This window comes from Serratia bockelmannii (assembly GCF_051803255.1).
GTDB lineage: Bacteria > Pseudomonadota > Gammaproteobacteria > Enterobacterales > Enterobacteriaceae > Serratia > Serratia bockelmannii.
Window position 1 is genome coordinate 5,122,476 of sequence record NZ_CP196512.1, and the last position, 19,105, is coordinate 5,141,580.

Consider the following 19,105-nt stretch of genomic DNA (forward strand, 5'->3'; position numbering starts at 1 on the left):
GATGATGACGGGACTTTCCGGCAAACATATTGTGCTTGGCATCAGCGGCGGCATCGCCGCCTACAAATGCCCAGAGCTGGTGCGCCGCCTGCGCGACAGGGGTGCAGAAGTGCGCGTGGTGATGACCCACGCCGCCAAGGCGTTCATTACGCCACTGACGCTGCAGGCCGTTTCCGGCTACCCGGTGTCCGACGATCTGTTGGATCCCGCCGCCGAAGCCGCCATGGGCCACATCGAACTGGGCAAGTGGGCGGATCTGGTGATTCTGGCGCCGGCGACCGCCGATCTGCTGGCGCGCGTCGCCGCCGGCATGGCCAACGATCTGCTGACTACCGTCTGCCTGGCGACCGACGCCCCTATCGCCGCCGCCCCCGCCATGAACCAGCAGATGTATCGCGCCGCCGCCACGCAGGCCAACCTGCAAACGCTGCAGACGCGCGGCATGCTGCTCTGGGGGCCGGACAGCGGCAGCCAGGCCTGCGGCGACGTCGGCCCGGGCCGCATGCTGGATCCGCTGGACATCGTCGACCTGGCGAACGCGCATTTCTCCGCCCCGCAGGATCTGCAACATTTGCAGGTTATGATCACCGCCGGCCCAACGCGTGAAGCGCTGGATCCGGTACGTTTCATCAGCAATCACAGCTCCGGCAAAATGGGCTTCGCCATCGCCCGCGCCGCCGCCGCCCGCGGCGCGCAGGTGACGCTGATCGCCGGGCCGGTCAGCCTGCCGACGCCGCCATCGGTCACCCGAGTGGACGTCACCAGCGCGCTGGAGATGGAGCAGGCGGTGCAACAGCGCGCGGCGCAGCAGCAGATTTTCATCTCCTGCGCCGCCGTGGCCGACTACCGCCCCGAGCAGATCGCCGATGAAAAAATAAAAAAACAGGGTGATGAAATCGTCCTCAAGATGGTAAAAAACCCCGATATCGTCGCCGGCGTGGCCGCGATGACCAAAAATCGACCGTTTGTCGTGGGGTTTGCCGCCGAAACCCAGAATGTGGAAGAATACGCGCGGCAAAAACTGGCGCGTAAGAAGCTGGATTTGATTTGCGCTAACGATGTATCGCTTGCAGAGCACGGGTTCAACAGCGACACCAATGCCCTGCACCTTTTTTGGCAGGATGGAGAAAAGCGCCTGGCGCTGAGCGACAAGGCACTCCTTGGCCAACGTTTAATAGACGAGATAGTCAGCCGTTATGATGAAAAAAATCGACGTTAAGATCCTCGACCCGCGTATCGGTCAGGATTTCCCGCTACCGACCTACGCCACGCCGGGCTCCGCCGGTCTCGACCTGCGCGCCTGCCTGGACAGCGCGGTAGAGCTGGCGCCGGGTGAAACCACGCTGCTGCCCACCGGCCTCGCGATCCACATCGCCGACGCCGGCCTGGCGGCAGTGATCCTGCCGCGCTCCGGCCTGGGCCATAAGCACGGCGTCGTGCTGGGCAACCTGGTCGGCCTGATCGACTCCGATTACCAGGGCCAGCTGATGGTGTCCGTTTGGAACCGCGGCCAGAAGCACTTCACCATCGAGCCGGGCGAACGCATCGCGCAGATGGTCTTCGTGCCGGTGGTGCAGGCCGAATTCAACCTGGTGGAAGAGTTCGACAGTAGCGAGCGCGGCGAAGGCGGCTTCGGCCACTCGGGGCGCCACTAAGCGCCACCCAATGCACGATGGCCGGCAGGGAAACGTCGCCTGAACCTTGCCTTTCCGGGGAGAAGGATGTCTCTGCGGCAAGGTTTTACCGCGACAATTGCAGCGCACACCAGGCAGCGCGGAAAAAGGCCGTTAAGGCCGCTGACCCCAGCATCGTAAAAAAGCTATCACATAAGCCGCACAGAGCCTGCTCTGCAGCGGCCGGTGCCCGGGTTTCCGTCAGTTAAGTTTTAGCAAGGGTCTAATCAGACATGGCAGAAAAAGAAAATACGAAAAGGAATCGGCGCGAGGAAATATTGCAGGCGTTAGCCCAGATGCTGGAATCCAGCGACGGCAGCCAGCGCATTACCACCGCCAAGCTCGCCGCGAACGTGGGTGTTTCTGAAGCTGCGCTGTACCGGCATTTCCCCAGCAAGACACGGATGTTCGACAGTCTGATCGAGTTTATCGAAGACAGCCTGATCACCCGCATCAACCTGATCTTGCAGGACGAGAAAGAGACGTTTAATCGTCTGCGCCTGATTTTACTGCTGATTCTGGGCTTTGCGGAACGCAACCCGGGGCTGACGCGCATCATGACCGGCCACGCGCTGATGTTTGAACAGGATCGCCTGCAGGGCCGCATCAACCAGCTGTTCGAACGCATCGAGGCGCAGCTGCGTCAGGTGCTGAAAGAGCGCAAATTGCGCGAAGGCAAAGGCTTCATCGTCGATGAAACGCTGTTGGCCAGCCAACTGCTGGCCTTCTGCGAAGGCATGTTGTCGCGCTATGTGCGTTCGGAATTCCGCTATCGTCCAACGCAGGAATTCGACGCCCGCTGGCCGCTATTGGCGGCACAGCTGCAATAACGAAAACGCCGGGCACGCCCGGCGTTTTTATTTATACCCCAAACTGCTCGCGGTAAGCGCGCACCGCCGCCAGGTGGTCCGCCATTTCCGGTTTCTCTTCCAGATAAGCGATCAGGTCCTTCAGCGTCACGATCGAAATCACCTTGCAGTGATAGTCGCGTTCCACTTCCTGAATGGCGGAGATATCCGCGCGGCCGCGTTCCTGACGGTCGAGGGAGATCAGTACCCCCGCCAGCGAAGCGCCGCTGGCGCCGATGATTTCCATCGACTCGCGGATCGCGGTGCCGGCGGTGATCACATCATCCACCAGCATCACACGCCCCTGCAGCGGGCTGCCGACCAGCGAACCACCCTCGCCGTGGGTCTTGGCTTCCTTGCGGTTAAAGCAGTAAGGCACGTCGCGCTCATGGTGTTCCGCCAGCGCAACCGCCGTGGTGGTGGCGATAGGAATGCCTTTATAGGCCGGGCCAAACAGCAGATCGAAATCGATGCCGGAGTCCATCAGGGCTTCGGCGTAGAAGCGCCCCAACAGCGCAAGATCGCGCCCGGTATTAAACAGGCCGGCGTTGAAGAAATACGGGCTGGTGCGGCCGGATTTCAGGGTGAACTCGCCGAATTTCAATACCTGCTTGTTAAGCGCGAACTCGATAAACTGGCGCTGATAGGCTTTCATTACTGCTTCTCCTCGTCTGAATCTGCTTGGGTCTTGTCATTACTGCCGCCCGATCGTCGGGCATAAAAAAGGCGACTTCTCAGTCGCCTTAAAAAATCAGTCCGCCAGCGCCGCTTTCTGCGCCTGGAAGATGGTTTCGATGCCCCCTCGGGCCAGCGCCAATAGCGCCAACAGCTCATCGTGGCTGAACGGCTCGCCTTCGGCGGTGCCCTGCACTTCAATCATGCGGCCGTCTTCCATCATCACCACGTTCATGTCGGTTTCCGCCGCGGAATCTTCCACATACTCCAGATCGCACAGCGCTTCGCCGTTGACGATGCCGACGGAAACCGCCGCTACCATGCCCTTCATCGGGTTGGCTTTCAGCTTGCCGTTGGCCACCAGGGTGTTCAGCGCATCGGCCAGCGCCACGCAGGCGCCGGAGATGGAGGCGGTGCGGGTACCGCCGTCGGCCTGCAGTACGTCGCAGTCGAGGGTGATGGTGAATTCACCGAGCTTTTTCAGATCCACCGCGGCGCGCAGCGAGCGCGCGATCAGGCGCTGGATCTCCAGCGTACGGCCACCTTGTTTGCCTTTGGCGGCTTCACGTGCGTTGCGGCTGTGGGTGGAGCGCGGCAGCATGCCGTACTCGGCGGTGATCCAACCTTGCCCCTGGCCTTTCAGGAAGCGCGGAACGCCCTCTTCTACCGTGGCGGTGCACAAGACTTTGGTATCGCCAAACTCAACCAGCACTGAGCCTTCAGCGTGTTTGGTATAGTGACGGGTCAGTGTCAGGGGGCGAACTTGCTGTGGTGCTCTGCCTGCAGGACGCATGGGCTCTCTCCGGCTTCAAATCAACTATTGGCTGCGCATTATACGGGCTTCGTGACGTAATGCCTATCCTGCCCGCAGTCGCGACGCTATAATCGCCCCATCTTTTCCTATTACGGGTACGCATCAATGATCCGCAGCATGACCGCCTACGCCCGGCGTGAAATCAAGGGTGAATGGGGCAGCGCAGCCTGGGAGCTGCGTTCCGTTAACCAGCGCTACTTAGAAACCTACATCCGTCTGCCGGAGCAATTCCGCAGCCTGGAGCCGGTGATCCGTGAACGTATCCGTGGCCGCCTGACCCGCGGCAAAGTCGAATGCAACCTGCGTTTCGAACTGGATCCAAGCGCGCAAAGCTCGCTGATCCTGAACGAAAAACTGGCCAAACAGCTGGTCGAAGCCGCCAACTGGGTGAAAATGCAGAGCGACGAAGGGGAAATCAACCCGATCGACGTGCTGCGCTGGCCGGGCGTGATGTCCGCGCAGGAGCAGGATCTGGACGCCATCAGCGTCGAGCTGATGCAGGCGCTGGACGGCGCGCTGGATGACTTTATCGTCGCACGCGAGAGCGAAGGCGCCGCGCTGAAGACGCTGATCGAACAACGCCTCGACGGCGTCAGCGCCGAAGTGGTCAAAGTGCGCGCCCAGATGCCGAACATCCTGCAATGGCAGCGCGAGCGCCTGGTCAGCAAGCTGGAAGAGGCGCAGGTACAGCTGGAAAACACCCGCCTGGAGCAAGAGCTGGTGCTGATGGCGCAGCGTATCGACGTCGCCGAAGAGCTGGACCGTCTGGAAGCGCACGTGAAAGAGACGCACAACATCCTGAAAAAGAAAGAAGCCGTCGGCCGCCGCCTCGACTTTATGATGCAGGAGTTCAACCGCGAATCGAACACCCTGGCCTCCAAGTCGATCAATGCCGACGTCACTGCTTCGGCCATCGAGCTGAAAGTGCTGATCGAGCAAATGCGCGAGCAGATCCAGAATATCGAGTGATCCTGCCCCTTATGTCATCAAGCCCGCGCCACGCGGGCTTTTTTATGGCTGCAAATCAGCGATAGGCGGCCACCTGCTCCTCACCGATCAACCCCATTTTCTGCAGCTGCACCGCAATGCTCCAGGTTGAGCGCTCGAACTCATCGCTCAGCGCTTCCAGCGTCGCCCCGGCCGCATGGCTCTCGCGCAGCCGCAGTTTTTCCTCTTCCGGCCAGGGGAAGTAGGCATTGGCAGGTCGGCCCTCGACCAGATTCTTCTGCCGTTTCTCCTCCGGCGTCAACCGGGCTTTTTTCTGCAGTTCAGCCTCACCGTCGAACTCGTTGGCCAACGCGAACAGCAGCCGGATAGCCTCCGGTGCGCAGGCCGCTGAAGCCGGTTTCAACAGCTCGCCGGTGTCGGGATTAACGCCGTTGGCCAGCGCCCTGAGCAAAGTGCCGGTATTCATCGTTCGCCTCCTTGTCCGAGAAAATGCGCGCCGGTCACGGCGCCTGTTCCAAAACATGTTTCTCTTCCTCAGCCAAGAAAACCACGCTTTGCGCCATGAAAAATCGCCGATTGCGAACCAGATTCCAGGCGTTTGCACATAAGTAACGGGGATTACATCAAGTTGCGAGCCGGCAGGCCTCTGGGGAGACGGCTCACCGGGGGCTTATGAAAAACTGCCGAGCAGCGCGTGCGGATGACAATCGGCAAGATATCCCGCATGCCATAAGTATTTTGTTCTAATTATCACGCAAGGTAATGAAAGGATGGCGATGCTGTGGCTAAATGTGTTTTTTTCCTGCCCGTGAACCGTACGGACCGTTTATGCCACAAATTCTGCAATTTATTATGGCCCTGGTGGTGATCATCGCCCTGGCGCTGCTGGTCAGCAATAATCGCAAGAAAATCCGCCTGCGCTATATCATCCAGCTGTTGGTGATCGAAGGCGCGCTGGCCTATTTCTTCCTGCACTCCGCCAGCGGGCTCAGCGTGATCAAACACGTCGCCGGCTTCTTCGACACCCTGCTCGCCTACGCTGCCCAAGGATCGGAGTTCGTGTTCGGCGGCATGAGCAAGGATGGTCTGGCGTTCATCTTCCTCGGCGTTTTGTGCCCTATCATCTTTATTTCCGCCCTGATCGGCATTTTGCAGCATTTCCGCATCCTGCCGCTGATCATCCGCCTGGTCGGCACCCTGCTGTCCAAGGTCAACGGCATGGGCAAGCTGGAATCGTTCAACGCCGTCAGCACGCTGGTGCTGGGGCAGTCGGAGAACTTTATCGCCTATAAAGGCATCATCGGCGATATCTCACCGCGCCGCATGTACACCATGGCCGCGACCGCCATGTCGACGGTTTCGCTCTCCATCGTCGGCGCCTACATGTCGATGATCGACGCGCAATACGTGGTGGCGGCGTTGATCCTTAATATGTTCAGCACCTTCATCATCCTGTCGATCATCAACCCGTATCAGGTTGAAGACGAGCCGGAGCTGAAGCTGAACAAACTGCATGAAGATCAGAGCTTCTTCGAAATGTTGGGCGAGTACATTCTGGCCGGCTTCAAGATTGCGATGATCATCGCGGCGATGCTGATCGGCTTTATCGCGCTGATCTCCGCCGTCAATGCGCTGTTCTCTGCGGTGCTCGGCATCAGCTTCCAGCAGATCCTCGGCTACGTGTTCTATCCGCTGGCCTGGCTGATCGGCATCCCGGCGGAAGAGGCCCTGAAGGCGGGCAGCATCATGGCGACCAAACTGGTAGCCAACGAATTCGTGGCGATGATTGAACTGAAGAAGATCGCGGTGGAGCTGTCGCCGCGCGGGCTGGGCATTCTGTCGGTGTTCCTGGTGTCGTTCGCCAACTTCGCCTCCATCGGCATCGTCGCCGGCGCCATCAAAGGACTGAACGAGCAGCAAGGCAACGTGGTGTCCCGTTTTGGCCTGAAGCTGGTTTACGGCTCGACGCTGGTGAGCCTGTTGTCGGCGGCCATCGCGGGCCTGGTGCTGTAATTCCCACTCCCGGCCGCAGGGCCGGGAGTTCGCTTTAAAACGCCACGCACACCGGCGCATCCACCCGCATCACCGAATCCTGCGCAAACTGCTGCTTATAGCCGCTGCGCAGCGCCTCGATATTCGCCTCGCTCTCTTTGTCCGGCGCATGGATCAGCAGCAGCGCCTTGCTGTTCTCGCGCGCCAGTTTGCCGTCGTGGCCCAGCCACTGCCCTTTGGCATCAAAGACCGTCAGCCCGTCTTTAAAACGCGACGTCACCTGGTTATCGACGAAGGTTTGCCACTCGGCGGCGGTGATCGCCGGCCCCGCCGGGCGATTCAGGCCGAAGTAGAGCGTTGTTTGCATCATCGGATCGCCGATACGGCAAGCCGGAGCGGGTGACATAGCCTGGTGGCCTGGCGCCACGCAGCCGCTCAGCAGCAGGGCGGCCATCACGGCGCCGGCGGCCAGTTTCGAGGAGTTTTTCATCTGCAGTCTCGGTTTCTCGGTTGAAGGATTCGCTGCAAAAAGCATAGTCAGCAATGGAAATCAGCGCGAAATTTCTAATGCTATTATCAACAGCAAAATGTTAAAAAAGGCTGGTTATCGGCAATAAAAACGGAGTTTGGATTAGCTATATTAATCCGAAACACCATCGGTGAAAAAAACTCAGTGGCGCGGGTCCTCGGCGGCGATTACCCTGCCGGCCATCATTCTGAGGCAAGTACGCTGTGAACCCCTTATGTTACTGAGCATCCTTTATATCATCGGCATCACCGCCGAAGCCATGACCGGCGCGCTGGCGGCCGGCCGCCGCCAAATGGACATGTTCGGCGTGATCATCATCGCTTCGGTCACCGCAATCGGCGGCGGGTCGGTGCGCGATATGTTGCTCGGGCATTTTCCATTGGGCTGGGTCAAACACCCGGAATACATCGTCATCGTCGCGATAGCGGCGATCGTCACCACCTGGGTGGCTCCTCTGATGCGCCATCTGCGCCGCCTGTTCCTGGTTCTCGACGCCGTCGGCCTGATCGTCTTCTCCATCATCGGCGCGCAGGTGGCGCTGGATATGGGGCACAGCGCCATTATCGCCGCCATCGCCGCGGTGATCACCGGCGTCTTCGGCGGGGTGCTGCGCGACATGTTCTGCAACCGCATCCCGCTGGTTTTCCAGAAAGAGATCTATGCCGGCATCTCCTTCAGCGCCGCCTGGCTGTATATCGGCCTGCAGCACCTCAGCCTGCCGCATAATCTGGTGGTGATCCTCACGTTGGTCGCCGGCCTGAGCGCGCGTCTGATCGCCCTGCGCTTCCGCCTCGGCCTGCCGGTGTTCAACTACCAGCATCCGGATCACTGATCCCGGGGCGGCAACGCGCCGCCGCCGAGGCCAAAACTGCAGAAATGTTGCCCTTCGACGCGCAAATTCGCTCATTCGCCGCTTTTTCCGCGCAAAGCGGCGGGCAAAATGCGAGCTAACGCTGCACCCGGCGCGTTAGCCGTGTATACTGTGCGGAGAAAATACACATCCGCTGTTATTGGCATATCAACCGTTATCAACGAACATCATCATGGCTCAAGGCACGCTTTATATTGTCTCTGCTCCCAGTGGCGCAGGTAAATCAAGTCTGATTCAGGCTTTGTTAAAGACGCAACCGCTGTACGACACGCAGGTTTCGGTTTCGCACACCACGCGCGACAGTCGCCCGGGTGAAAATCACGGCGAGCATTATTTCTTCGTCTCGAAAGACGAATTCCGCCGGATGATCGAGCAGGACGCGTTTCTTGAGCACGCCGAAGTGTTCGGCAACTATTACGGCACCTCGCGCGCCGCCATCGAACAAGTGTTGGCGACCGGCGTTGACGTGTTTCTGGATATCGACTGGCAGGGTGCGCAGCAAATCCGCGCCAAAATGCCGCAGGCGCGCAGCATCTTCATTCTGCCGCCGTCGAAGGAAGAACTGGGCCGCCGCCTGCGCGGGCGCGGTCAGGATTCCGACGAGGTGATCGCCAAGCGCATGGCTCAGGCCGTGGCGGAAATGACGCATTACGCGGAGTACGATTACCTGATCGTGAACGATGATTTCGATCTGGCGCTGTCCGATCTGAAGACCATCATTCGCGCCGAACGCCTGCGTTTGGGCCGCCAGTTGCTGCGGCATGACGCTTTAATCAGCAAACTATTGGCAGACTGAAGGCAGTTTCAGTATCATGCCCAGTCTTTTCGTCACCTGTGGAGTAGCACAAATATGGCACGCGTAACTGTTCAAGACGCTGTAGAGAAAATTGGTAACCGTTTTGACCTGGTGTTGGTCGCTGCTCGTCGGGCGCGTCAGATCCAGACCGGCGGCAAAGATGCACTGGTTCCGGAAGAGAACGACAAGTACACCGTTATTGCCCTGCGCGAAATCGAAGAAGGCCTGATCACCAGCCAGATCCTCGACGTGCGTGAGCGCCAGGAACAGCAAGAGCAGGAAGCCGCAGAGATTCAAGCGGTTACCGCGATTGCTGAAGGTCGTCGTTAATTAGACTGCGAGTCCGCCTTGTACCTGTTTGAAAGCCTGAATCTGCTGATTCAACGTTACCTGCCCGAGGAGCAGATTAAGCGCCTCAAACAGGCATACCTCGTCGCGCGCGACGCGCACGAGGGCCAGACACGTTCCAGCGGTGAGCCTTACATTACTCACCCGGTCGCCGTGGCCTGCATCCTGGCGGAAATGCGTCTCGATCACGAGACGCTGATGGCGGCATTGCTGCACGACGTCATCGAAGACACCCCAGCCACCTATCAAGATATGGAACAGCTGTTCGGCAAGAGCGTCGCCGAACTGGTTGAGGGCGTCTCCAAGCTCGACAAGCTGAAGTTCCAGGACAAGAAAGAAGCGCAGGCGGAAAACTTCCGCAAGATGATCATGGCGATGGTGCAGGATATCCGCGTCGTGCTGATCAAGCTGGCCGACCGTACGCACAACATGCGCACCCTCGGTTCGCTGCGCCCCGACAAACGCCGGCGCATCGCGCGTGAAACCCTGGAAATCTACAGCCCCCTCGCCCACCGTCTGGGTATTCATCACCTGAAGACCGAGCTGGAAGAGCTGGGCTTCGAGGCGCTGTACCCGAACCGCTATCGCGTGATCAAGGAAGTGGTGAAAGCCGCACGCGGCAACCGCAAAGAGATGATTCAAAAAATCCTCTCCGAGATCGAAGGGCGGCTGACCGAGGCCGGCATCGCCTGCCGAGTCAGCGGGCGGGAAAAACACCTCTACTCCATCTACCTCAAGATGCACCTCAAAGAACAGCGTTTCCATTCCATCATGGATATCTACGCGTTCCGGGTGATCGTGAAAGAGGTCGATACCTGCTACCGCGTACTCGGCCAGGTGCACAGCCTGTACAAACCGCGCCCGGGGCGGGTGAAAGATTACATCGCCATTCCCAAGGCCAACGGCTATCAATCGCTGCATACCTCGCTGATCGGCCCACACGGCGTGCCGGTCGAAGTGCAGATCCGCACCGAAGACATGGATCAGATGGCTGAGATGGGGGTGGCCGCGCACTGGGCTTACAAGGAAAGAGAACAGGGCGAAACCGGTACTACGGCGCAGATCCGCGCCCAGCGCTGGATGCAAAGCCTGCTGGAGCTGCAGCAAAGCGCCGGCAGTTCGTTTGAATTTATCGAGAGCGTCAAATCCGATCTGTTCCCGGATGAGATTTACGTTTTCACCCCGGAAGGCCGCATCGTCGAGCTGCCCGCCGGCGCCACGCCGGTCGACTTCGCCTATGCGGTGCATACCGATATCGGCCATGCCTGCGTCGGCGCGCGCGTCGATCGTCAGCCGTACCCGCTGTCGCAGTCGCTGACCAGCGGCCAGACCGTCGAGATCATCACCGCACCGGGCGCACGGCCCAACGCCGCCTGGCTGAACTTCGTGGTCAGCTCGAAAGCGCGCGCCAAAATTCGCCAGATGCTGAAGAACCTCAAGCGCGACGACTCCGTTGGCCTCGGCCGCCGTCTGCTCAACCATGCGCTGGGCGGCAGCCGCAAGCTGGCCGAAATCCCGCAGGAAAACATTCAGCACGAGCTGGACCGCATGAAGCTGGCGACGCTGGACGATCTGCTGGCGGAAATCGGCCTCGGCAACGCCATGAGCGTGGTGGTGGCGAAGAATCTGCAGGGCGATCAGTCCAGCCTGGGCACTTCATCCGGCGTACGTAACCTGGCCATCAAGGGCGCCGACGGCGTGTTGATTACCTTCGCCAAGTGCTGTCGTCCGATTCCGGGCGATCCGATTATCGCTCACGTCAGCCCGGGCAAAGGGCTGGTGATCCACCATGAATCCTGCCGCAATATTCGCGGCTATCAGAAAGAGCCTGAGAAGTTCATGGCGGTCGAGTGGGATAAAGAGACCGAGCAGGAGTTCATCGCCGAGATCAAGGTGGATATGTTCAACCACCAGGGCGCGCTGGCCAACCTGACGGCGGCGATCAACGCGGCCGAGTCCAATATTCAGAGCCTGAACACCGAAGAGAAAGACGGTCGGGTTTATAGCGCCTTTATCCGCTTGACCACCCGCGATCGCATCCATTTGGCAAACATTATGCGTAAAATCCGTATCATGCCGGATGTGATCAAAGTTAACCGCAACCGAAACTAGCGCTTATGAGTCCTGAACGCTATGCGCGGATTTGTGAAATGCTCGCGACCCGGCAGCCGGATTTGACGGTCTGCCTGGAGCAAGTGCACAAGCCGCATAACGTCTCCGCCATTATCCGCACCGCCGACGCCGTCGGCGTGCATCAGGTCCACGCCGTGTGGCCCACCACCCGCATGCGTACCCTGGTTTCCTCCGCCGCCGGCAGCAACAGCTGGGTCAGCGTTAAAACCCATCCCACCATCGGCGACGCGGTCGGTCACCTGAAAGCGCAGGGCATGCAAATTCTGGCCACCAACCTGTCTGCGCGCGCGGTCGATTTCCGCGAAGTGGACTACACTCGGCCAACCTGCGTGCTGCTCGGCCAGGAAAAAACCGGCATCACCGAAGAAGCGCTGGCGCTCGCCGACCAGGACATCGTCATTCCGATGATCGGCATGGTGCAATCGCTCAACGTCTCCGTGGCTTCGGCGCTGATCCTGTATGAAGCGCAGCGCCAGCGGCAGAATGCCGGCCTGTATCGCCGCGACAACAGCATGTTGGATGAAGAAGAGCAGCAGCGTCTGCTGTTCGAAGGCGGCTACCCGGTGCTGGCCAACGTGGCCAAGCGCAAAGGGCTGCCACGCCCGCAGATTGACGAGCAGGGCCAGGTGGTCGCCAGCGCCGAATGGTGGGCGGCCATGCAGGCGACGGTGCGCAAATGAAAGGCCGCCTGCTGGATGCTGTCCCACTCACCACGCTTTCCGGGGTTGGCGCCAGCCAGGCGGGCAAACTGGCCAAGCTTGGCCTCGAGACCATTCAGGATCTGCTGCTGCACCTGCCGCTGCGCTACGAAGACCGTACCCGCCTCTACCCGATCAACGATCTGCTGCCGGGCATCTACGCCACGGTAGAAGGGGAAGTGCTGCGCAGCGACATCAGCTTCGGCCGCCGTCGCATGCTGACCTGCCAGATCAGCGACGGTACCGGCATCCTCACCATGCGGTTCTTCAATTTCAACGCCGCAATGAAGAACAGCCTGGCCACCGGCCGCCGCGTGACCGCCTACGGCGAGATCAAACGCGGCAACCACGGCGCGGAGATCATTCATCCGGAATACCGTATTCAGGGCGAAGCCAGCGAGGTCGAGCTGCAGGAGTCGCTGACGCCGGTCTACCCCACCACCGAGGGGGTGCGGCAGGCCACGCTGCGCAAGCTGACCGACCAGGCGCTGGCGCTGCTGGATACCTGCGCCATCGCCGAACTGCTGCCGCCGGAGCTGAGCGGCGGCCTGATGAGCCTGCCGCAGGCGCTGCACACCCTGCATCGCCCGCCGCCGGACATTCAGCTGGCGGATCTGGAACTGGGCAAACACCCGGCGCAAAAACGCCTGATCCTCGAAGAGCTGCTGGCGCATAACCTCAGCATGCTGGCGGTGCGCGCCGGCGCGCAGAGTTATCAGGCGCAACCGCTGCTGCCGGACGATCGGCTGAAAAACCGTTTTCTCGCACAGTTGCCGTTCTCGCCGACCGGCGCGCAAACGCGCGTGGTGGCCGACATCGAAGCCGACATGCAAAAAGACTTCCCGATGATGCGGCTGGTACAGGGCGACGTCGGTTCCGGCAAAACGCTGGTGGCGGCGCTGGCGGCGCTGCGCGCCATCGCGCACGGCAAGCAGGTGGCGCTGATGGCGCCGACCGAGCTGCTGGCCGAACAGCATGCCAACAACTTCCGCCAGTGGTTCGAACCGCTGGGGCTGCAGGTCGGCTGGCTGGCGGGCAAACAGAAAGGCAAGGCGCGCATCGCGCAGCAGGAAGCCATCGCCAGCGGCCAGGTATCGATGGTGGTCGGTACCCATGCCATCTTCCAGGAGCAGGTGCAGTTCAACGGCCTGGCGCTGGTGATCATTGATGAGCAGCACCGCTTCGGGGTGCATCAGCGGCTGGCGCTGTGGGAGAAAGGCGAAGAGCAAGGCTTCCACGCCCATCAGCTGATCATGACCGCCACGCCGATCCCGCGCACGCTGGCGATGACCGCCTATGCCGATCTCGATACCTCGGTCATCGACGAGCTGCCGCCGGGCCGCACGCCGGTGACCACCGTCGCCATTCCCGATACCCGCCGCGCCGACATCATTCACCGGGTGAAAAGCGCCTGTCTGGAAGAAGGACGGCAGGCTTACTGGGTATGTACGCTGATCGAAGAGTCCGAGCTGCTGGAAGCGCAGGCGGCGGAAGCCACCTGGGAAGAATTGAAAGCCGCGCTGCCGGAGCTGAAGGTGGCGCTGGTGCACGGCCGCATGAAAGCGCAGGAAAAGCAGGCGGTGATGCAGGCGTTTAAACAGGGCAAGCTGCAGCTGTTGGTCGCCACCACGGTGATCGAGGTCGGCGTCGACGTGCCCAACGCCAGCCTGATGATCATCGAAAACCCGGAACGGCTGGGCCTGGCGCAGCTGCACCAGCTGCGCGGCCGCGTAGGGCGCGGCGCGGTGGCTTCACACTGCGTGCTGCTGTACAAAACGCCGCTGAGCAAAACCGCGCAAACGCGCCTGCAAGTGCTGCGCGACAGCAACGACGGCTTTGTCATCGCCCAGCGCGATCTGGAGATCCGCGGCCCGGGCGAGCTGCTGGGCACCCGCCAGACCGGCAGCGCCGAATTCAAGGTGGCGGACCTGTTGCGCGACCAGGCGATGATCCCCGAAGTGCAACGCGTCGCCCGCCATCTCCATCAGCACTACCCGGAACACGCCCAGGCGCTGATCGAACGCTGGCTGCCGGAGAAGGCGCGCTACTCCAACGCATAAAAAAGGGCGCCGCAGGCGCCCTTCTCATGATGACTCGCGATATTACCCCACCGCCGGGAACACCGGCAGCAGCAGATACAGCTTGATAACGATGGCGTTGGCGATATCGATAAAGAACGCTCCCACCATCGGCACCACCAGAAACGCCAGATGCGACGGGCCGAAGCGATCGGTGATCGCCTGCATGTTGGCGATCGCCGTCGGCGTGGCGCCCATGCCGAAACCACAGTGGCCGGCGGCCAGCACCGCCGCGTCGTAGTTCTTGCCCATCACCCGGTAGGTAACAAAGATCGCGTACAGCGCCATCACCAGCGTCTGCACCGCCAGGATCGCCAGCATCGGTAACGCCAGCGAAGCCAGCTCCCACAGGCGCAGGCTCATCAACGCCATCGCCAGGAACAGCGACAGGCTGACATTACCCAGCACCGATACCGCCCGTTCGAACACGGTATAGAAACCGGTGAAGGCCAGCGTGTTGCTGAGGATCACCCCGACGAACAGCACGCAAACGAAGTTAGGCAGCTCAAACACCGTACCGTTCAGCAAGCCGGCAATCAGCTGCCCCAGGCTCAGACAGATGGCGATCATGGCGATGGTTTCGATCATCACCAGCGAGGTGATCAGGCGGCCGCTTTCCGGCTTCTCGAAACCGCTCGGCTGCACGCTGTCTTCCGGCGTGCCTTCCGGCGTAGAGGAGTGTTTGACCAGATAGCGCGCCACCGGGCCGCCGATCAGGCCGCCCAGCACCAGGCCGAAGGTGGCACAGGCCATGGCGACTTCCGTCGCGTTTTCAAAGCCGTAGCGCTCGATGAACAGCTTGCTCCAGGCCGCCCCGGTGCCGTGGCCGCCCGACAGGGTGATCGACCCGGCGATCAGGCCCATCAACGGATCCAACCCCAGCATTTTCGCCATGCCGATGCCGATGGCGTTCTGCACCAACAGCAGCCCCAGCACCACGAACAGGAATACCATCAGCGCCTTGCCGCCGGCGCGCAACCGCGCCAGGTTGGCATTCAGCCCGATAGTGGCGAAAAAGGCCAGCATCAGCGGATCCTTCAGCGACATGTCAAAGCTGATTTCCCAGTTGGCGAACTTTTTCAGGGCTAACAACAGAAGGGCCACCAGCAAACCGCCGGCGACGGGGGCAGGAATGGTATATTTTCGCAGCAGAGGAATGCTTCTGACGCACTTGCCCCCGAGGAGCAAAACCAGCGTCGCGGCGACTAACGTGCCATAAGTATCAAGATGAAACATCCAGGTACTCCATGTAAGGGAAAAGATCCAAATAAAAATAATAAGTTATAGAAAACCACTGAGTTTTTAAACTTGATGAGTCCAGGATTAGAAGTAAAAAACGCTAAGATGACAAGAAAAAATGAATGAAAATGCGACATAAACAGGAAAGTTGACAATATAATATTTAGGCGCAACCGTTTGCTTTTGCGGGGCGGCGCATTAAAATGCCTGCTTTGCCGTATCTGGAAACGCCACACCATGAGCATGTCATCCTCCGAGCTTGATGCCACACGCCAAGCCGCCTCAGAATCCCGCGCCAGCGAACTGATTTATCGCCTCGAAGACCGCCCGCCGCTGCCGCAAACGCTGTTTGCCGCCGGCCAGCATCTGTTGGCGATGTTCGTTGCGGTGATCACTCCGGCGCTGCTGATCTGCCAGGCGCTGGGCCTGCCGGCGCAGGATACCCAGCACATCATCAGCATGTCGCTGTTCGCCTCCGGCCTGGCTTCCATTCTGCAAATCAAAACCTGGGGGCCGGTGGGTTCCGGGCTACTGTCGATTCAGGGCACCAGCTTCAACTTCGTTTCGCCGCTGATCATGGGCGGTCTGGCGCTGAAAAACGGCGGCGCCGACGTGCCGACCATGATGGCCGCGCTGTTCGGCACCCTGATGGTCGCTTCTTGCACCGAAATTTTGCTGTCGCGCGTGCTGCATCTGGCGCGCCGCATCATCACCCCGCTGGTTTCCGGCATCGTGGTGATGATCATTGGCCTGTCGCTGATTCAGGTCGGTTTGACCTCGATCGGCGGCGGTTATGCCGCGATGAACGATCACAGCTTCGGCTCACCGAAAAACCTGCTGCTGGCCGGCGCGGTGCTGGCGGTCATCATCCTGCTGAACCGCCAGCGCAACCCTTACCTGCGCGTCGCTTCATTGGTGATCGCCATGGCGGTCGGCTATCTGTTGGCCTGGGCGATGGACATGCTGCCCGCCGACGCTCCGGCGGCACCCACGGCGGCGATCACTATTCCCACGCCGCTCTATTACGGCCTGGGCTTCGACTGGAACTTGCTGCTGCCGCTGATGCTGATCTTTATGGTCACCTCGCTGGAAACCATCGGCGACATCACCGCCACCTCTGATGTCTCCGAACAGCCGGTCAGCGGGCCGCTGTACATGAAGCGTCTAAAAGGGGGCGTACTGGCCAACGGCCTGAACTCGATGCTGTCGGCGGTGTTCAATACCTTCCCCAACTCCTGCTTCGGCCAGAACAACGGCGTGATCCAGCTGACCGGCGTCGCCAGCCGCTATGTCGGCTTTGTGGTGGCGCTGATGCTGATCGCGCTGGGGCTGTTCCCGGCGGTAGCCGGCTTCGTGCAGCACATCCCCGAGCCGGTACTGGGCGGTGCGACCATCGTGATGTTCGGCACCATCGCCGCCTCCGGCGTGCGCATCGTGTCACGCGAGCGCCTGAACCGCCGCGCCATCATGATCATGGCGCTGTCGCTGGCCGTCGGCATGGGCGTCTCCCAGCAGCCGCTGATCCTGCAGTTCGCGCCGGACTGGCTGAAAACCCTACTCTCTTCCGGCATCGCCGCCGGCGGCATTACCGCCATCGTGCTGAACCTGGTGTTCCCGCAGGAACACGAGAAAAAGTAACCCGCCCATTGGCGTTCAAACGGCCGCTTGCGGCCGTTTTTTATTGTCTATCAGACCATTGCCCTTGAGATGCCCGGCCAATTGCGGCATAAACAGGGTATCTTTTTTGACCGATGCGGATGTAGACGATGAAATTTATCGGAAAGCTGTTGCTGACGTTGCTGCTGCTGATCGTGCTGGCGGTGGTGGTGCTGTACCTGGTCGGGCAAACCCGCTGGGCGGCAGGCCGCTTGAGTGCCTGGATCAGCGACAACAGCGAATACCGCCTGTCGATAGGAAAAATCACCCATTCGTGGAGCCAACCGGACCAGATCGGTCTGGAAGACGTGCAGCTGGCGCGCAGCGGCCAGCCGCAGGCGCTGGTTGCCAAACGCGTCGATCTCGGCCTCAGCCTGCGCCAAATCACCGAGCCGCGCTATTTTCACAGCGTCACGCTGCGCGACGGCACGCTGAACGTGCAGCCACAGGCGGCGGCGTTGCCTGTACAGGCCGACGTGCTGCAGTTGAGCAACATGGCGCTGCAGTCCAACGATAACGAGTGGCAGCTCAACGCGCAGCAGGTCACTGCCGGCATCACGCCGTGGCGCCCGCTGGCCGGCCATCTGCTGGGGGACAACAACCAGTTCCAGTTCAGCGCCGGTTCGATGACGCTGAACGGCATCCCCGCCTCGAAGGTGTTAGTGCAGGGGGAGCAAAAACAGGGCCAGTTGCTGTTGAACAACTTCGGCGCCGATCTGGCGCAGGGCGACCTGACCGGCGTGGCCAGCCGCGCCACCGACGGCAGCTGGCAGGTGGATCGCCTGCGGCTGAGCGGCGTGCGCATGCAGACCCCGATGACGTTGGCGGAATTCATGCGGCGCTTCACCGCTCTGCCGCCGGTCACCCTCAAGCGTTTCGATCTGATCGATGCGCGCCTGGAAGGCAAGGCGTGGGCGGTTAACGATCTCGACCTGTCGCTGCAAAACGTCAGCGTCGAAAAAGGCGACTGGCGCAGTGAAGACGGCTCGCTCAACTTCAACGCCGGCGACGTGGTCAACGGCGGTTTCCACCTGATCGATCCGATCGCCACCCTGCGGCTCTCTTCCGCCGGCATCGCCATTCAGCAGTTCACCACCCGCTGGGAAGGCGGGCTGCTGCGCACCTCCGGCAACTGGCTGCGCGCCGGTAAACGCCTGCAGCTGGATGAAGTGGCCATGGCGGCGCTGGAGTACACCCTGCCTATCGACTGGCGCGAGCTGTGGCTGAAACCGCTGCCGGACTGGCTGGCGGAGGTGTACGTCACCAAGCTGACCACCAACCGCAATCTGATCATCTATATCAACCCGGCATTCCCGTTCCAGATCACCGCGCTGGACGGTTACGGCAGCAACCTGCTGCTGGCGCGCGACCACCAGTGGGGCATTTGGTCCGGTTCGCTAAACCTGAACGGCAGCGAGGCCACCTTCAACAAAATCGACGTGCGGCGCCCTTCGCTGGCGCTGAACGCCGACGCCAACCAGATCACCGTCACCGAGCTCAGCGCCTTTATGCCCAATGGGTTGCTGGAGGCCAAAGCGACCGTCGATCAGCTGCCGGGCAAGCCGTTCCAGCTGACGCTGCACGGCCGTTCGGTACCGATCAACACCTTGCAGCAATGGGGATGGCAGCCGGTGCCGCTGACGGGAGACGGCAACCTTGAGCTGCAGTTGAAAGGGCTGCTGAACAGCGACGGGCCGTTCAAGGCCTCATTGAAAGGCAATCTGCAGGCCACCGCCGGCGACGGCCAAGCGGTGAACCAACAATTGCCGTAATGCACTGCGCGGCCCGCCCTCAGGGCAGGGCCGCC

Annotated in this window: 18 protein-coding genes; 13 read left to right on the top strand and 5 right to left on the bottom strand. The window is 60.7% G+C overall.

The annotated features are described in order from the left end of the window. Position 1 precedes the first annotated feature (1 nt). From coaBC to slmA, 3 genes are all read left to right on the top strand, one after another. Positions 2 to 1,219 carry a bifunctional phosphopantothenoylcysteine decarboxylase/phosphopantothenate--cysteine ligase CoaBC gene (coaBC, locus tag ACSJLU_RS24290; RefSeq protein ID WP_038630299.1) on the top strand — a complete coding sequence of 406 codons (1,218 nt, stop codon included), beginning with the start codon at positions 2 to 4 and terminating at the stop codon, positions 1,217 to 1,219. Then, on the top strand, positions 1,197 to 1,655 hold the full coding sequence (dut, locus tag ACSJLU_RS24295) for a dUTP diphosphatase (RefSeq protein ID WP_016929680.1): 459 nt from the start codon (positions 1,197 to 1,199) through the stop codon (positions 1,653 to 1,655). Before coaBC ends, dut begins: the two co-directional genes overlap by 23 nt. 251 nt (positions 1,656 to 1,906) lie before the next feature. Further along, positions 1,907 to 2,503, top strand: coding sequence for a nucleoid occlusion factor SlmA (slmA, locus tag ACSJLU_RS24300; protein ID WP_025304700.1), 597 nt, complete (start codon positions 1,907 to 1,909; stop codon positions 2,501 to 2,503). A gap of 31 nt (positions 2,504 to 2,534) precedes the next feature. On the opposite strand, the gene pyrE is transcribed toward slmA, so the two are convergent. Together pyrE and rph are read right to left on the bottom strand one after the other, a co-directional pair. Beyond that, positions 2,535 to 3,176, bottom strand: coding sequence for an orotate phosphoribosyltransferase (gene pyrE, locus ACSJLU_RS24305; protein ID WP_049205345.1), 642 nt, complete (start codon positions 3,174 to 3,176; stop codon positions 2,535 to 2,537). 96 nt (positions 3,177 to 3,272) lie between these two features. Next, positions 3,273 to 3,989 (bottom strand): ribonuclease PH, encoded by a 717-nt coding sequence (rph, locus tag ACSJLU_RS24310; RefSeq protein ID WP_025160305.1) that lies wholly within the window; start codon positions 3,987 to 3,989, stop codon positions 3,273 to 3,275. 126 nt (positions 3,990 to 4,115) lie between these two features. Here rph and ACSJLU_RS24315 point away from each other — a divergent pair, with 126 nt between their 5' ends. After that, positions 4,116 to 4,979 carry a YicC/YloC family endoribonuclease gene (locus ACSJLU_RS24315; protein WP_025304701.1) on the top strand — a complete coding sequence of 288 codons (864 nt, stop codon included), beginning with the start codon at positions 4,116 to 4,118 and terminating at the stop codon, positions 4,977 to 4,979. A gap of 55 nt (positions 4,980 to 5,034) precedes the next feature. On the opposite strand, the gene ACSJLU_RS24320 is transcribed toward ACSJLU_RS24315, so the two are convergent. Continuing rightward, entirely contained in the window at positions 5,035 to 5,424 is a 390-nt protein-coding gene (locus ACSJLU_RS24320; RefSeq protein ID WP_099817566.1) for a hypothetical protein, read from the bottom strand. 362 nt (positions 5,425 to 5,786) lie between these two features. Between ACSJLU_RS24320 and ACSJLU_RS24325 the strand changes: the two genes are divergently transcribed. Beyond that, entirely contained in the window at positions 5,787 to 6,971 is a 1,185-nt protein-coding gene (locus tag ACSJLU_RS24325) for a nucleoside transporter C-terminal domain-containing protein (protein ID WP_197813083.1), read from the top strand. Positions 6,972 to 7,005: 34 nt separating this feature from the next. Here the strand turns inward: ACSJLU_RS24325 and ACSJLU_RS24330 are convergent, their stop codons facing one another. Further along, a complete protein-coding gene (locus ACSJLU_RS24330; RefSeq protein WP_142591868.1) occupies positions 7,006 to 7,440 on the bottom strand; it encodes a DUF3574 domain-containing protein in 435 nt (144 codons plus the stop codon). 253 nt (positions 7,441 to 7,693) lie between these two features. On the opposite strand from ACSJLU_RS24330, the gene ACSJLU_RS24335 reads away from it, so the two are divergent. From ACSJLU_RS24335 to recG, 6 genes are all read left to right on the top strand, one after another. After that, complete coding sequence (locus tag ACSJLU_RS24335) at positions 7,694 to 8,311, top strand: trimeric intracellular cation channel family protein (protein ID WP_025304704.1); 618 nt, start codon at positions 7,694 to 7,696, stop codon at positions 8,309 to 8,311. Between the two features lie 211 nt (positions 8,312 to 8,522). Then, a complete protein-coding gene (gene gmk, locus ACSJLU_RS24340; protein ID WP_060435251.1) occupies positions 8,523 to 9,146 on the top strand; it encodes a guanylate kinase in 624 nt (207 codons plus the stop codon). Between the two features lie 54 nt (positions 9,147 to 9,200). Beyond that, the gene (rpoZ, locus tag ACSJLU_RS24345) at positions 9,201 to 9,476 is read left to right on the top strand and encodes a DNA-directed RNA polymerase subunit omega (RefSeq protein ID WP_004931221.1); all 276 of its coding nucleotides are present in this window, start codon (positions 9,201 to 9,203) and stop codon (positions 9,474 to 9,476) included. A gap of 18 nt (positions 9,477 to 9,494) precedes the next feature. Beyond that, complete coding sequence (spoT, locus tag ACSJLU_RS24350) at positions 9,495 to 11,606, top strand: bifunctional GTP diphosphokinase/guanosine-3',5'-bis pyrophosphate 3'-pyrophosphohydrolase (protein WP_004931224.1); 2,112 nt, start codon at positions 9,495 to 9,497, stop codon at positions 11,604 to 11,606. Positions 11,607 to 11,611: 5 nt separating this feature from the next. Continuing rightward, complete coding sequence (gene trmH / locus ACSJLU_RS24355) at positions 11,612 to 12,307, top strand: tRNA (guanosine(18)-2'-O)-methyltransferase TrmH (RefSeq protein ID WP_033639122.1); 696 nt, start codon at positions 11,612 to 11,614, stop codon at positions 12,305 to 12,307. Continuing rightward, a complete protein-coding gene (gene recG / locus ACSJLU_RS24360; protein WP_164068501.1) occupies positions 12,304 to 14,385 on the top strand; it encodes an ATP-dependent DNA helicase RecG in 2,082 nt (693 codons plus the stop codon). The genes trmH and recG overlap by 4 nt, the downstream gene beginning before the upstream one ends. A 42-nt stretch (positions 14,386 to 14,427) precedes the next feature. On the opposite strand, the gene gltS is transcribed toward recG, so the two are convergent. Further along, entirely contained in the window at positions 14,428 to 15,639 is a 1,212-nt protein-coding gene (gltS, locus tag ACSJLU_RS24365) for a sodium/glutamate symporter (RefSeq protein WP_025304708.1), read from the bottom strand. 240 nt (positions 15,640 to 15,879) lie between these two features. On the opposite strand from gltS, the gene ACSJLU_RS24370 reads away from it, so the two are divergent. Continuing rightward, positions 15,880 to 17,280: a nucleobase:cation symporter-2 family protein gene (locus ACSJLU_RS24370; RefSeq protein WP_025304709.1), complete on the top strand. Its 1,401-nt coding sequence runs from the start codon at positions 15,880 to 15,882 to the stop codon at positions 17,278 to 17,280. Positions 17,281 to 17,408: 128 nt separating this feature from the next. Beyond that, positions 17,409 to 19,070 (top strand): AsmA family protein, encoded by a 1,662-nt coding sequence (locus tag ACSJLU_RS24375; RefSeq protein ID WP_439041048.1) that lies wholly within the window; start codon positions 17,409 to 17,411, stop codon positions 19,068 to 19,070. Positions 19,071 to 19,105: the final 35 nt, after the last annotated feature.